The organism is Streptomyces sp. NPDC002671 (assembly GCF_053592475.1).
Genome location: NZ_JBSFVU010000020.1, coordinates 1 through 14,928, shown reverse-complemented (window position 1 = coordinate 14,928; position 14,928 = coordinate 1). Strand labels below are relative to the sequence as shown.

Here is a 14,928-nt window from a genome sequence, read left to right as displayed (position 1 = left end):
TTCCGCCGGGGACCTCCCCGTTTGCCGAGCGCGGCCGCCGGGTTCAGACGTCCGGGCGGCGGCGCCGGGCAGGCCGTTGAGACAGGCGGTCGCCTTGTGGTCTTCGGCGGTCACTGAGTCGCAGCGGAACCGTTCGGACGCTGCGGAGGCGGAAGCAGCAGCGGCAGCGAGGAGCACGGCGGCGCCAACCCAGGGGATGACGCAGCACGTCGCAGGGGAGGAGCGGTAAGGGGTGCTAGCCGTTGCTCCACCCGGTTGTGCTGGAATACGAGTCCAGCAGGTCCACCACGAAGACCAGGGTCGAGCCCGCCGGGATCAACGGCGAGGGCGACTGATTGCCGTAACCGAGACGCGGGGGAACGATGATCTCGCGCCGACCGCCGACCTTCATCCCCCTCACCCCCCGGTCCCAGCCCTTGATGACCTTGCCACTGCCCAGGGCGAACTTGAACGGCTGGCCCCGGTCCCAGGAGGCATCGAACTCCTTCCCGGACTCGAAGGTCACCCCGACATAGTGGACCCTGACCACCATGCCCGGCTTTACCTCAGCCCCGTCCCCGACGATCAGGTCCCGGATGGTCAGCTCGGTAGGAGCGTCACCCTCCGGAACGTCGACCTCGGGCTTCGTCAGTTCACTCATTGCAGCCTCATCACTCTCCGTCGGAAGCCGTCGCACGGACCAGCCGGACACATGGACACTCCATGCAGCAGATGGTCACGCTACCGAGAATGCCGGTCCTCGGAGCACTCCGGATCCAGCGGTCACACGTGATGATCTTTCGCACAGCCGATGTACGCGACCGGCACGCACAGGTCACGTCTCGCGGCTGATCAGCGCTCGTGACGCCTTAATGCCGCACCGTGCGCTCGCGCTCGCTCACGCATCCGCCGGGGTGGCTCTGACCTGCGGCGCGTTCCGTGTCGGAACACGAGCCTTGTTCCATTCGGAACAGACAGGTTGTCTGGAATCGGAACAACCCTGGATGCTGGTCAGTGCTGAGCAGGGGCCTTCTGATCATTGCCCGAGGTCCCGCCGGCATCGAGTGACGGCACGAAGTCGTCGAAGACGGTGTGGACAACGGCAATGCCTCGGGCTCGACCCAGTGGGCACCGGCACGCTGTAGAAAATGGGTGAAAGGGGCGCAGAGCGATCTACGATGGTTCGCTATGGGCGTGCACATGAGCCAACATCGGACAGATCTTGGCCGCCGTGGCGGCCCACCTCCCGGTGGGCTTCGACTGATCCGTTGCAACACGCGCCTCCACGGCGGCTGTCGCGGCATCGGTTCGGCCACCGGATCGGGGGCACTTCTTGCAGCCGGTCGTTCCCGACCGGATGGAGGACGGACGCGCGGCGACCTCGTTCCCGCAGGAACAGCGACAGCGCCAACGATCTGTGGTGCGGCCGGGGTACGGCACGAGCGGCTCGTATCCGCAAGCCCGCATTTCGGCGGCTGCAGCGTCCGCGTCGATGAGGATCGTGGCACGAGGCCGGCCGCCGACTCGGGGAGCGTACGGGTCCTGCGAGTTCCGGGTCTCCTCTTCGACCATGACCCAGATCTCGGCCGCCGTGACGCGCTCTGCGGAACAGCTCTCGGTCCAGCCGTTCGGCATGATGTCGCAGGTGAGGAAGCGGGCCAGTCCTGCCTCGCGCAGGCGGCCCAGCACGGCCTGTTCGACGTCCGGGGCAGCGGCGTCGGTGGGGTAGTCACGGACCTGATACAGCTGCCAGCCTTGGCGTTCGCGCTGAGTGAGGCGGGAGGTGTAGCCGGTGCAGACGCCGATGCCGATCTTGACTGCGTTCCATTCCTGGTGAGTGATCACGTAGACGTTCGACGGTCCTGCCAGGTCGATGCCGTGGGTGGCACAGGACTTGCATCCTCCACCAGCACGGATCTTCACGAGCGTCGGTGAGACCTCGTTGCCGCAGGTCGTGCAACGGCACCGCTACGCCGTAGTCGAAGTGGCGTACGGCTCCAGCGGTTCGAGTCCGGCCGCACGCAGGGCGGCCACCGCGATGAGCGGATCGGTCTTTCGGCCCGCGGCTGCCCTCTGGTCAGCGCAGTGCCGGCAGCCGCCCTGGCCCGCCTGGAAGCCGCCCGGACGTCGGTGACGTCTCGCGTCCACAGCTGTTGCAGCGGCACCGAATGGCGCGGAGAGCAACAACGCGGCTTCGTCGACTTCTTACGTTCCGTGAGATGCCCGGTCGGCAGTCACGATTCGTCCTCGTCTCCCAGCACGTTGACGAGTGGTACGAGGAGGGGGTGGACGGAGAAGCCGGACGCGGGGCCGGGGCCCGCGTCGTATTCGGCCTTCAGGACCTGGACGGCCGACTCCGGGATCTTCCCCAGGCTGCGCAACAGGCCGGTGATCTGTTGGCGGGGACGTCGCGTGTCAGCCGGACCGGTGGCTCACCTCCGCCCAAACGGTCTTGCCGCCCGGCGGATGCGGTTCGGTGCCCCAGCGGTCGGCCAGGGCGCCGACCATGAGCAGCCCGCGGCCCGTCTCGCCGTCTGTCGCCGAGTCGGTTGGTACGACGGGGAGTTGCCCGCCCTTGGCGTCGGTGACCGCGACGCGGAGGAGGCCGGTCGTGGTGTCGAGGGTGCGGGCGAGGCGGAAGTCTCGGCCGTGGACCCGGGCGTGCAGAGCCGCATTGGCGGCGAGTTCGGCGACGATCTGCTCGGCTCGCTTTGCCGCAACGGGTGACAGGTCCCAGGCGCGGAGCTGGGTGGTGGCGAGGAGGCGGGCGAGGCGGGCGCCTCGGCGGGTGGAGGACAGGAGCTGGGCGAACGTCGCCATGGTGCCGGTCGGTTGGGGAAGGGCTGCGCTCATGGGGCCGGCGTGACGGGCGAGGTCCGTACAGTGCGTCAGCGTACGGGCACAATTGGTAGCCGGTGCGGGGATCTTGCCGTCACGCTGGGTGAGTCGATCGCGGGGAGCAGTGCGCGTACGTACCTGGAGGTGGCTGCGTATGACGAACGGTGCCGTTGAGAGTGACGCCGACGACCTGACGGGCTGTGAGGTCGAGCGGGAGTCGATCCCTCCGACGGTCTGCGGACCTTCGGCGCCGTCGTCCAGGTCCTGGGGGAGCATGCGGGGCTCAGCAGGGCAGAGTTCGGGGAGCTGGTCCGGTTCTCCAAGCGCACCGTGGAATCTGTGGAGTTGGGGCGGCGGATGCCGGAAGAGTCGTTCGTGGAGGGGGTGGAAAAGGCGACGGGGAGCACTGGGGCGTTGCGGAAGGCGGCACCAATTTCCAACGCGGGGGTGAGAACTACCCGAAGCAGACGTCCGCACTGGACGGGCGGACCCGACGACGTCGTGGACCGGGCGACGGAGTGGGTGGTGTTCCCTTCGTCGTTCCTGTCGCTCTTCCTGATGGAGCTGCGCGCCGGGCGCACCGGGGTTTCGTGAGCGCTGGGAAACCGTTCGTAGTTAACGCTTCACGCATTGGTGAGCTGACCGTAGAATTCTGCGTCCAGGGGGGATCAGCGGGACTTGTGCGGCCACCAGAACAGTACGGACGTCTGTGGCCGTGCTTTGCGTTGGCGGCAGGGGGCACTGCCGCCGAGGCCGGTGCTCCGTTGGCCCGGAGGCGACAACATCAGGGACCAGCGTGACGAACTCGGGTGACTTCGGGGGTAGCCAGGAACTCGACCGCCTCAAGGCGATGCTTGAGAACTGGCGCACCTCCCTGGTGGACCTGAGCGGCCGCAACCGGCTGCTCAATTTCCGCCACACCAAGTCGGCGACACTGGAGATCTCGACCCCGTCCGCGCGGGAGCTCGTCGAAGGCCTGACCCGAGGCTGGGACTTCGCGCCGCTCCCGGACGAGGAGCCGGCAGCCGACGAGGGTGTGCGACCCGGCGATGTCGTCCTGGCGAAGAAGAGCGACCGCACCGACGGAATCGTCACCCAGAAGACCACCGCGCCTTCTCTCCTGCGCGCGTTGAACAGCTTGCGCGCCAAAGCGACGCAGGTCTTCAACGACTACGGCCTCTGGACCCTCAACCTCGGCGTCGGCATGCTCCGCTGGTGTGAGGACGGAGCCGAGACAGGCTGCGACGCCCCTCTGGTCCTGATCCCGGCGGTCATCGAGCGTACGCGCAACGGCCGGATCCGCCTGAGGGCGAGCGACGACGAGGAACCACGTCTCAACCCGGCCCTGAGAGTGAAGCTGCAGCAGTTCCATATCGACTGGACGCCGGTCGCCGAACAGGACCCTTCGGACCTGCAGGCGGTGCTCTCCGCCGCGGCTCACGCGCTGGCGGGCAAGCCCGGATGGCGGATCTCCGACCGCGTCGTACTCGCGCTCTTCGCCTCCCACAAGGAGTCGATGTACCAGGACTTGCTGGACAATGAGGGCTGGCTCCTCGGCAGCGACCTCGTACGGGCGATGGCGCTCGGCCCGCATTCCGGACTCGCCTCCGACCGTTTCGACTTCGAGGAGATCGAACTCGACCGGATCGACGAACTGAGCCCGCCCGAGGACAGCCCGCTGGTGCTCGACGCCGACGCCTCGCAGCGGCAGGCCGTCGCCGCGGCCGTGGCCGGACAGTCGTTCGTCCTCGACGGCCCGCCCGGCACCGGCAAGAGCCAGACGATCACGAACATGATCGCCGGTCTGATGCACGCGGGCCGCAGCGTGCTGTTCGTCAGTGAGAAGGCGGCGGCCCTCGACGTCGTCCTCGACCGGCTGAAGTCGGTGGGACTCGACTCGTACGCTCTGGCCCTCCACAGTCACAACACCAGCCGCAAAGCGGTGGCCCAGGAACTGGGCCGGGCGCTCGGGGAGGAGCCGCGCGCACCGCAACTGTCACAGCAGACCCTGGCGCAGGCCAGAGAACTGCGCCTGGCGCTCAGCTCCTACGCCGAAGCGATGAACGAGGTCCGCGACTCGCTGGGACGGACCCTGCACGACGTGCTCGGTCGGGTCGGCCGGCTGTCCGAGGCGCCGGTGGCCTACCTGAGCCGTGGTGACGACACCCCTAGGGGGGCGGAGGCGACGTTTCGCGCCGAGACGCTCGGTGGCGAGGACCTGCGCCTGATCGTCGAGGCGACGAAAGCCATCTCCGACGCCTGGGAGGCGGTCGCCGATCCGACGTTCCCCTGGCGTGGTCTGCGGGCCGGCCTGCCGCATCCCCGCCCCGTGCTGGAGCAGGCCCAGGCGGCGCGGGACGCGCTCGCGACGGCGGTCGACCGGTACCGGGATCTCGCACCCGATGGAGTACCCGTCACAGATGAGAGCGGAATCGACCGTCTGATCGGGCTCCTACGGCTGCTCGACGTGCGCAGTCCCGTGCCGGAAGCATGGCTGACCACGGATGCCTTCGCCGACGAGGTGGACGACCGGGTCGACGCTTTCCTGGCGGAACTGCGCAAGGCGCAGCGCACGCGCACCGCCGTCCGAGCGACGGTGGGCGAGCGCTGGCAGGAGCTGTCCACCAGGCTGACGGCTGAGCCGGGAGAGGCCGAGAAGGCGCTCTCGGCGATGGCGCCGCGCGGCCTCGACCTCGCCGGACTCACGGAAGAGGGAGCGCGACAGCTCGCCGGGGAGTTCGACGAGACCGCCGGTGTGCTGGAGCGGACTCTGCAGAGCCTCACCCGCGTCAGCTACCTCACCGGGCTCACAAATCCCGGCAGCCCCGGGGAAGCGCGTGATCTGTGTGACGTGATTGCTGTGGCCGGCACCGAACATCGCCCTCTTGAGCGGTGGCTGGTCCCTGAAGGCCCCGCGCGGGCGGAGGAGGCGGCGGTCGGGGCCGCCGCCGACGCATTGCGTGACTTCTTCACCCGACGGGACCAGGTACTTTCCGCCCAGGCCCTCGCGACGGACCACACGGGCCCGGGATGGGCCGAACTGCTTCCGGAAGTGAGCGCGGAGCGACCGGCCAACGAGCAGGCCCTCGGCGCACTGGAACCGCCCGGCGCCGACATCGCGCCGTTGACCGGCCGGGAGGCCGCGGAGCTGGCCGAGCGGTTCGACATGCTTGCCGACACCCTTGAGACGGCCGCCGAGCACGCCGACTCGGTGGCCGACCGCCTCGGGTGCGGTCGGCCGAAGGCGACGTCCGAGGCCGAGGACCTGGCCACGCTCGTGGAGCTGGCCACCGCCTCGGACCGCACGCTCGACGCATGGCTCGATCCCCGGGCACTTCCCGGTGTCCAGGCAGCCGTCGCGGAGATCTCCTCGGCCGCCGAAGAACTGGCTGCCGCGGCGGAGGCGGCACACGGCACCTTCCTGCCCGAAGCCGTCTCCACACCCGAACTGCCCGAAGCCGTCCACCGGCTCATGGAGGGCCGCCAGGGATTCGCCGGCATGCTGTCCAGCGGCATCCGGGCCGACCGGAAGCTCGTGGCCCGGCTGACACACGGCGGCTCATGGCGTGGCGAGCTGTACGACAAGCTGCCACTGGCCGACGCCTGGTGCACCGCGCACCGGAAGCTACGGTCGCTGGCCTCGACCCACGCCGAGCTGATCGGACGCTATCGGGGCACGGCTCTGCCTGACGTCCCGGCACTGCGTAAGGCACTCGTGCACGCCGAAGCGGTCCACGCACTCGCGCCGGAATCCGTCGCCGATCCCCACCGCCGGAGCCTGCTGGCCGCTCACCTGGCCGATGGCCGAGAGCCGCAACCCGCACTCGTCGAGCAGGGCGCGGCGCTGCGCGGTGAGCTCGCCACGTGGCGACGGTACTTGGACAGCGAGTCGCTGGCACCGCATGCGGCCGACCTCACCAAGCTGCCACTCGACGCCGCCGCCCGCTGGCTGCGCGCCCACCTCGCCCCATTGCGACAGGCCGTCGCGCTGCTGGACACCGTGGCCTCGGTCGGTCGCCGCGGCAGTGGCCCCGGTTCCGAACACACGCTCGCCGCCGCGCGCGCCGCGGTCACGGCCGCGCACGCGGCCCAGAAGGAGACAGTCGCGTTCGACGCCCAGGCCGTAACCGACCGCGGCCTTCTCGGTCCGTGGTACGGGGGACTCGACACGCAGGCGGACGACCTGCACCACGAGGCGCCCAACGGCGTGACGGGATACGAACCTGTGGGAGAACTCCTGCGACGCGGTCTGGACCTGACGCGACAGCGACCGGGACCGCACGCGACGGAACAACAACGCGAGCTGCTGGGCCGCTACGTCCCGCAAGGGCGCCCCGCCACCGAGGCCCTGCGGACCGCCTTGGACTCCGCCCGGCTGATCGCCCGCCTCGCGCCCGATACGCTCACCGACCCCGCGCGCCGAAGCAGCCTCGTCGACGTACTGGCCGACGGCAGGCCCGAACCGCGCGAACTCCTCGCGCAGACCGCACAGATCCGCCGTGACCTGGACCTCTGGCACGAGTACACCCAGCAGCCGCAGGTCGCCGCGCTCGGCACGGTACTCGCCGTTCGCCCGCTCGACCGGGCGGCGAGCTGGCTCCGGGCACACGTGGAGCCCTTCGAGGACGCGGCCGACCTCATCCGCTCCACAGCCCGCGTCATGGAGGGGGACAAGGGGCTGACCCTGTCCCGGGCCAGGGAAGCGGTGGCCGCCGTCGTCTCCGCCCGTGCCGCCGAGTCCGGTTTCGCGGAGAACGACGCCGGGAACCGGAGCCTTCTCGGCATCCTCTACCGGGGGACCGAGACAGACCGTGACGCGGTCCTGGACGCTCTGGACTGGTCTCAGAAGGTCCGCCGTGCCGCACACGGCGGTCACTCGGCGCCCCTGCCGCAAGCAGCGGCCCGGCTGATGCTGACCGCGCCCGCCGACCCCTCCGTCGCGGCCCGCGCCAACGACTGGAGCCGCCAGCGCGAGGCACTCGCCGGGTACTTCGAGCCCGAGCGCGCGGAGGAGCTGCGACGCGAACTCGCCGAATCGCTCTCCACGGCCGAGTCCGTCCTGTCCCTCCTCGACCGCGACCCCTTCGGCCCAGAAGCGTGGACCAGCTGCGCTGACGCACTGACCTTGCTGCGCCGCTACCACCTCGACGGACTGCCCGACCAGCTCGCACGCCGCGAGGTCTCCGCCGAGGACTTCCCCGCGGCGATGGAGCGTGCGGTGCTCACCGCGTGGGTCGAGCACCAGTTGGGCACGGACCAGAGGCTGAAGCCGATGCGGGCGGTGGAACGGGACCAGCTGGTGGAGCGGTTCCAGAGGGCGGACCAGGACCTGGTGGCAGCGGCGCACGCCGAGGTCATCGCCGCCTGCAACGCCCGCCGTCCTCGCCGGACGTCGGTGGGTCAGGCCGCGGTGATCCGCCGCGAGGCGGAGAAACAGCGCCGCCACATGCCCGTACGGCATCTGCTGACACAGACACGCGACGTCGTACGGCTGGTCAAGCCCTGCTTCATGATGAGCCCGTTGACGGTCAGCCAGTTCCTGCCACCGGACTTCGAGTTCGACGTCGTCGTCTTCGACGAGGCGTCCCAGGTGCTGCCCCAGGACGCGGTGAACTCCGTCTACCGGGGCAAGGCCCTCATCGTGGCGGGCGACCAGAAGCAGCTGCCGCCGACCTCGTTCTTCGCCGCGGCCGGCGACGGCGACGACGGCGACGAGTGGGACGAGGACGCCACCGACGGCTTCGAGTCCATCCTCGACATGTGCAAGGCCAGCGGAGTCCTGCGCGGGCTGCCCCTGCGTTGGCACTACCGCAGTCGGCACGAGAACCTGATCGCCTTCAGCAACCACGACTTCTACGACAATTCCATGGTCACGTTCCCGGGCGCGCTGGAACAGGGGCCGGACATCGGCGTGGAGTTCATCAAGGCGGACGGCGTCTACGACCGCGGCGGGAGCAGCGACAACCCCCTTGAGGCCGCCAAGGTGGCCCAGCGCGTCATCCACCACTTCGACACCCGCCCCGAGTACACCCTCGGCGTCGTCGCGCTGTCGAAGGCACAGGCGGAGACGATCGAGGAGGCGGTGCAGAAAGCGAGGGCGGCCCGCCCGGACCTCGACCACCACTTCACGGAGGGCCGGCTCGACGGTTTCTTCGTCAAGAACCTCGAAACCGTCCAGGGCGACGAGCGCGACGTCATCATCCTCTCCATCGGCTACGGCCCCGACCACCGGGGCAAGCTGTCGTCGACGTTCGGCCCCATCAACAGGGAGGGCGGCTGGCGACGCCTCAACGTGGCCGTGACCCGCGCGCGGCGCCGCATGGAAATCGTCGCCTCCTTCTACGGAGGCGATCTGCCGGACAGTGCCAACAAGAGCGTGCAGCACCTCAAGCGGTACCTGCAGTACGCCCAGCACGGTCCCGCGATCCTCCAGACGCAGGCCGCGGATCCGGACGCGGCTCCGGAGAGCCCCTTCGAAGAGGAGGTCATCGACGTCCTGCGCGGCTGGGGGTATGACGTCCAGCCACAGGTGGGCGTCGCCGGTTTCCGCATCGACATGGCGGTACGGCACCCGGGCGCGCCCGGCACGTACGCGCTGGGCATCGAGTGCGACGGCGCCATGTACCACTCCTCGCGGGCGGCTCGCGACCGCGACCGGCTCAGGGAAGCGGTCCTGCGTGACCTGGGCTGGCGGCTGCACCGAATCTGGGGTACGGACTGGTACCGGAACCGCCGGGATGCGATGGCGCGGCTGCGGGCCGCGGTGGAGGCGGCGTGTTCGGAGGATCCGCATGCGGTGCGAGTGACACCACCGGTGGGGCAGGACGACAGCGGCGGCAACCGTGGCAACGGTGGTGGCCGTACGGCGGAGGTCGTGGAAAGCTCCATGCGCGCGTGGGGCGGAGAACCGGCGGAAGCGGCAGGCGGTCCGGTGGTCCCGCGAGTGGAGTTCGTGACGGTCGACGCCGGCCCTGCGCCTTGGAGCCGTCCCTACCAGGAGGTCGACCCTGACCTGTTGGCGGAGGTACGTGACAGGTCCAGCGGCCGGCGGGGCCTGTGGGGCGTGGAGTTGCAGGACCCGGATGCCCTCGACGTGGTGGCGGACGTGGCGCTCTGCGTGGTCGAGGTGGAAGGACCCGTCGAGAAGGAGGTGATCTACACCCGGGTCCGTCTCGCGTGGGGCATCGGACGGGCCGGCCAGGTGGTTCGCGACCGCATCGACCGAGCTCTTCGCCGCCTGCTCAAGCAGGGCAAGATCGTCCACGTCGGTACGGCCTACGACATGCCCGGCCACGAGACGGAGTTCGCCCGCACGCCGACGGAGCGGTGCGCCCGACGAGTGGCGGAGGTTCCCGTGGCGGAGCGGCAGTTCGTGCTCAGGAACGTGGTCGACGAAGGACCCGGCGTGCACCGCGAGGACCTGCTGCGGGAAGCCGCTCGCTTCTTCGGGTGGGCGCGGCTCGGAGCCGACATCCGGGACGCGCTGACTGCCGACGTCGACGCGTTGACCGCCGCCGGGGACCTGATCGAGTCGGAGGGCGGCCTGATACCCGCGGAGGATTCTTGATCCGTTGCGGTGGGTTCTCCTCACACCTGCTCTTGTACGGGCTGCAGCCGCGCTCGCTCCACGGTCGTGCCCCACGACGTGGTGGGGGCCAGGCCCAATGCCGCTGACTTGAGTGCCCTGGCCTCGGTGGGTGGGTGTGGCGAGGGCAGGGCAGGTCAAGTCGCTTGCGTCATGTGCCTGTTCTTCGGGCAGGGATGACGCGGAAGACCGTCGAGGGGCCGACGAGCTCGCCGACTGTTTGAGCGAGGCGCTGGTTCGGAGCGCTGTTGATCACGAGAGCGGCACTGCCAAGGCCCTGGTGGACGAAGGCGTCGTGGCCCATCAGACGGCCGAGGGCGGCGGAATTGATGTCGGCCGCCGCGGCGTCATCAAGGTGGGCTGCTCCTCAAGTACCAGGTCGAGGGAACTGAGCGGTACGGAGGCGAAACGGCGGAAACGGGCACCGTGGCTGGGAGCACTGCCGTCGTCGAGGCACCAGGTCGAGCCCTCGCGGTCGTGGCCCACCCGCACTGGTGCAGTCCGCCTGATGACGCGTCATCAAAGTCGGCAACGGGTCAGTGTGAGTCCTGAAACACCTGGGGACAGCTGACCGGACATGCGAATCGTTGTAGTCTCCGGAGGCCGCCCTTGACCTGCAAAGAGCAGGCAGGGAGCAGACAAATCGGGAGTTTCTCCGTGTTCCGTACCATGTTCAAGTCCAAGATCTAGCATCTGGGCATTTGTGCAGGTCAGATGTACGACCGGGTCGCTCGGGTCAGCAAACGGTCAGCGTTGGGCGCGGAAGCGTCCTGGCATGCTGACCTGGTGACCGCCGCGGCGGGGATCAGGACGCAGATGCCTGGCTCTCGCTCGCTACGTGGCTCGTCAGCTCGCCCGCGGTATGGGCTCGTTCTTAAGGACTGCGGCTGTGCCAGGCCGACCCGGTGCCCGCATCCGTACACAATCCGGTTCCGCAACGGTCCGGGGAAGCAGTTCGAGGAGAGCGGCTTCGATACGCAGGACGACGGGATCGAACGCCTCACGCAGATCTACGCGGAGAAGAAGCGCACGGCGCGGTCTGTCGCGGAAGCGCGCCGGGAGCTGGGACAGAAGACGGTCGCGGAATACGCGAAGCCGTGGCGGCCCAGGCAGCGCCGGATGACCGAATACTCAACCGGCGAGCACGTCAACAGCTCCATCGGCGTCCATACCGCGCCTGGGTTCACGGAAGCTGATATCCGTGCCCCCATCGTGATGGAGCGCTTCCTGGACGAGTTGGAGGCCGACGGCGTCGGCCGGGGAAATCAGGTCAACATACTGCGCACCCTCAAGGCGACTCTGCGGGACGCCCACGACAAGGGGGCGATGGCGGATGACCCGGTCAAGGGGGTGCAGGAGCCGGAGTACGTTCGCCAGAGGGTGGTCGTTCCAGACCTGGCCCATGTGAAGCAGGCTTTGGCTGTCGCGGGTGACGACCTTGCTCTGGAGATCGTGATGATGTCGGGGTGCGGACTACGCAACGGCGAAGCCCGGTCCGTGGCCTCAACGACGTGGTAGCGGACGACGTGTACCGGGTGCACGAGCAGATTCACTCCAACACGCACCGGCTTGCAAAGCTGAAGCATCGCAAGGTGGGGGAGTTCCGGGAGGTGCCGCTGCCCCGCTCGGTACGAGAGGCGATCGAACGCTATGAGGAGAAGCACGGCACGACCGAGGAGGGGTATCTGCTGCGGGGACCGAGCGGCTATTACACGGAGGCGATGGAACGCCGGCGCGTTCGCGCACTCTTCGAGAAGCTGCCAGTAGTGGACGGGATGGGCATGTACGGCTTCCGGCACTACTTCGCCTCCAATGCGCTGGGCAGTGGCATCCCGATCACCGACGTGGCCGAGTGGATGGGACACAAGTCGATCGAGGAGACGTACCGCACCTACCGGCACCTGATGCCGGGGAGCATCACCGAGGCGGCGCGCGTCCTGGACGCCGGCCTGTGGGACGCGGCCTGAGGCCGCAGCGAAGCCTGTCGGGCTGCCCTTTGACGCGGGCTGCAACGGCACGACATGGCACATGTCGTAGAAGCCGTCCACGGGGGTCCAGTTGGTCCAGGGTGAGTGCGTAAGTCCAGGTCAGAGCCTTGTGACGTGAGAGCGTATACGGGGTTGGTGACACGCCTGTGATCGCTCGTGATGCGTGAGCACCCCCGTCGGCTTGCTCCGACGGGGGTGCTGCGTAGATGGGGACGTGATACGACGACGTCCCGCTGGCTTGCTCCAGCGGGACGTCGTCGTGCAGTTGGTCAAGACGGAATGGGGCTTGCACTGGAGGCTCCGTTGTACTCCGGCTCGCCGCTCTCGAGTACGCGGAGGAGCGAGGCGGTGACGACGCGGGCGGTGCGGCCTATCGGCAGCACGCGGCAGGGGAATTCCCCGCGGCGAACAAGGTCGTAGCTCTTCGATCTCGACAAGCCGAACGCCTGGGCGGCGTCCTCGACGCTCGCCGTCCCACTCCAGGTGGCGCGGATGCGCTCGGGGCTGAAGTGGCCGTGAGGCGTTTCGCCGCTCTGACGGGGCATTCCTATCAACAGTGCCTTTCCGGTTTGATTGCTTCCCGGGCAGCGGGAAGCGGGGAGAGGCGGTGGACTGCCAATAGTCCAAGGAATCACCGGTCTCGGTAACTGGCCATTGACGGATACCCTGCTCCGATCAGCGTGAGGGTGAGTTGCAAGCCCAACCAGCATTGCTGGTTGGGGCACCGCGTCCGCGTCGCCAGCGAGGTGATGGTCAACGCGGTTGGCGGTAGGGCGCCCGCCGGACTTGGTCCGAGCACTCGCGCATCTCGCACCTGTGCCCCCGTTGGAGGCCAAACCGGCCTGTGGGCACTTCCTCGGGTCGGCCACTTCAACAGGGGCCCGGAAGGGGTGAGAACGGCTGACTCGGTTGAGCCCTGCGGTCGTCGGGACGCAGTGGAAATGGAATGAGAATGGCCCGCGGAGCGACCTACGATCGTCTGTCATGGGTGTATACGCGAGCCGGAATCGGACGGATGCGGCGCCGAAGCGGGCGGCCGAGCCACAGGCCGAGTTCTTCGAGAGGGTCGCCGGTCCGTTCTGGGACCAGGTTCGGGATGTGATCAACGAATGGTGGTCGCGCTTCCCTGACCAGGCTCAACCCGGCCTGCTCAGCCGGCTGCGGGACCGAAACTCCGACACGAACGTCTACTCTGCGCTGTGGGAGTTGTACCTGCACGAGATGTTGCTCTGTTCCGGTTGCAGCGTGGAGGTTGAGCGGCAAACGGGAACAGGTGGCTATAAGCCCGACTTCCTGGTTACGCGCGGCAACGAGCAGTTCGTCGTCGAGGCGATTTGGAAGGCTCAGAAGCGCGACGCTGGGTCTTACTCGCTCCCACCGCAGTTGAGCGATGCCATCGATCGCTTGCCGAGTCCGAACTTCTTCGTATCGTGCGAACTCCACAGCACCGGTACGGCAACGCCGCCGCAGAGACGGCTGAAGTCCGGGCTGACGCGATGGCTTGCAAGCTTGGACCCCGACCAGGTCATCGCCGACCATGAGCGCAAGGTGCCGCTTCCCAGTCACACTTGGCAAGAGGCTGGCTGGTGCCTCACGTTTCAAGCGATTCCCCGCAGCCCAGGCAAACGTGGCAATCCATCCAGCAGGACAATCGGCGTCTACCCCTCGGCATGGGCGGTCGAGGACGGATCGGAGCGAGTGCTCGACGCCGTCACACACAAGGGTGGGAAGTATGGTGACCTGGAGCTGCCATTCATCGTGGCGGTAGGCCATGCAGCCGACTTCCCCGAAGATGAGGACATCGAGAGAGCGCTGTACGGGAGTACGGTCGAGTACGCCTACGACAGCGGATCGACCTTCAGCCGAAAGCCCGATGGCTACTGGACTGCCACCTACGACCATGCCCACAGTCGTGTCAGCGGCGTGCTCGTCGTGAACAACCCAGCACCCTGGACCTGGACGAAAAACACTCCCGTTCTCTGGCAAAGCCCGGATCCCGCCTCGCTTCCTGCCCCCATCTTCCCTACCTGGGCAACCGCGCAACTGGCTGGGATCCAGGTCGAGCGCCAGCCCGCGATTCGCTCCGTCCACACCGCTCTCGGTCTGCCGGAACGCTGGCCGACCGGCGACGCCTTCCCCCGGAGTGACCCGAGATGACGGCAGCGGCACCGTCAGTCTCGACAGCGGCACCCCGGTGAGATCACCTCATGCGCACGGCAGCGTTCGGTGGGGGCCTCTGCGTGGACTGGGGAGGCCGCTCGACCGGGTTCGGGGAGCATCCGTCGTGCACCGGGTGGACGCCCTGATCGGCCAGCCGACGCTGTGCCGCATCCGAACGAAGTGGCCTGCGGCCGCGGGCCGAAGGCTGGGAGGCGGATGTGGCTTGCGGACGGGTTCTCACCCGCCGGGCCGCGCTTTAGGCTGCGACCGCTCCGAAATCTGGCGATCTTTTGGAGGGTGTGCAGGATGAACCGAGCTCTCATGACCGCATTGGCGGCAGCAGCGTTGGTCGTGTCCGGGGGCAGCACCACCGCCTCC

Annotated in this window: 9 protein-coding genes and 1 pseudogene; 6 read left to right on the top strand and 4 right to left on the bottom strand. The window is 68.4% G+C overall.

Annotated features, from left to right (window positions below; translation table 11 throughout):
* Positions 1-235: 235 nt before the first annotated feature.
* From ACWD35_RS28265 to ACWD35_RS28250, 4 genes are all read right to left on the bottom strand, one after another.
* Positions 236-640 (bottom strand): FKBP-type peptidyl-prolyl cis-trans isomerase, encoded by a 405-nt coding sequence (locus ACWD35_RS28265; RefSeq protein WP_451354124.1) that lies wholly within the window; start codon positions 638-640, stop codon positions 236-238.
* A 512-nt stretch (positions 641-1,152) separates the two neighbouring features.
* Entirely contained in the window at positions 1,153-1,902 is a 750-nt protein-coding gene (locus tag ACWD35_RS28260; RefSeq protein ID WP_451354123.1) for a hypothetical protein, read from the bottom strand.
* A gap of 311 nt (positions 1,903-2,213) precedes the next feature.
* Positions 2,214-2,360, bottom strand: coding sequence for a hypothetical protein (locus ACWD35_RS28255; RefSeq protein ID WP_451354122.1), 147 nt, complete (start codon positions 2,358-2,360; stop codon positions 2,214-2,216).
* A 34-nt stretch (positions 2,361-2,394) separates the two neighbouring features.
* Positions 2,395-2,832, bottom strand: a complete 438-nt coding sequence (locus tag ACWD35_RS28250) for an ATP-binding protein (protein ID WP_451354121.1) — start codon at positions 2,830-2,832, stop codon at positions 2,395-2,397.
* Between the two features lie 139 nt (positions 2,833-2,971).
* Here ACWD35_RS28250 and ACWD35_RS28245 point away from each other — a divergent pair.
* The 6 genes and pseudogenes from ACWD35_RS28245 to ACWD35_RS28220 all read left to right on the top strand — a co-directional run.
* Positions 2,972-3,246, top strand: a pseudogene (locus tag ACWD35_RS28245) (helix-turn-helix domain-containing protein); the annotation flags it as partial.
* An 18-nt stretch (positions 3,247-3,264) separates the two neighbouring features.
* Positions 3,265-3,411, top strand: coding sequence for a hypothetical protein (locus tag ACWD35_RS28240; protein WP_451354273.1), 147 nt, complete (start codon positions 3,265-3,267; stop codon positions 3,409-3,411).
* A 202-nt stretch (positions 3,412-3,613) separates the two neighbouring features.
* Entirely contained in the window at positions 3,614-10,384 is a 6,771-nt protein-coding gene (locus ACWD35_RS28235) for a DUF3320 domain-containing protein (protein WP_451354120.1), read from the top strand.
* 804 nt (positions 10,385-11,188) lie between these two features.
* Positions 11,189-11,920: a hypothetical protein gene (locus ACWD35_RS28230; RefSeq protein ID WP_451354119.1), complete on the top strand. Its 732-nt coding sequence runs from the start codon at positions 11,189-11,191 to the stop codon at positions 11,918-11,920.
* Complete coding sequence (locus tag ACWD35_RS28225) at positions 11,914-12,369, top strand: tyrosine-type recombinase/integrase (protein WP_451354118.1); 456 nt, start codon at positions 11,914-11,916, stop codon at positions 12,367-12,369. Before ACWD35_RS28230 ends, ACWD35_RS28225 begins: the two co-directional genes overlap by 7 nt.
* A 1,005-nt stretch (positions 12,370-13,374) precedes the next feature.
* On the top strand, positions 13,375-14,547 hold the full coding sequence (locus tag ACWD35_RS28220) for a hypothetical protein (RefSeq protein ID WP_451354117.1): 1,173 nt from the start codon (positions 13,375-13,377) through the stop codon (positions 14,545-14,547).
* The last annotated feature ends 381 nt before the right edge of the window (positions 14,548-14,928 follow it).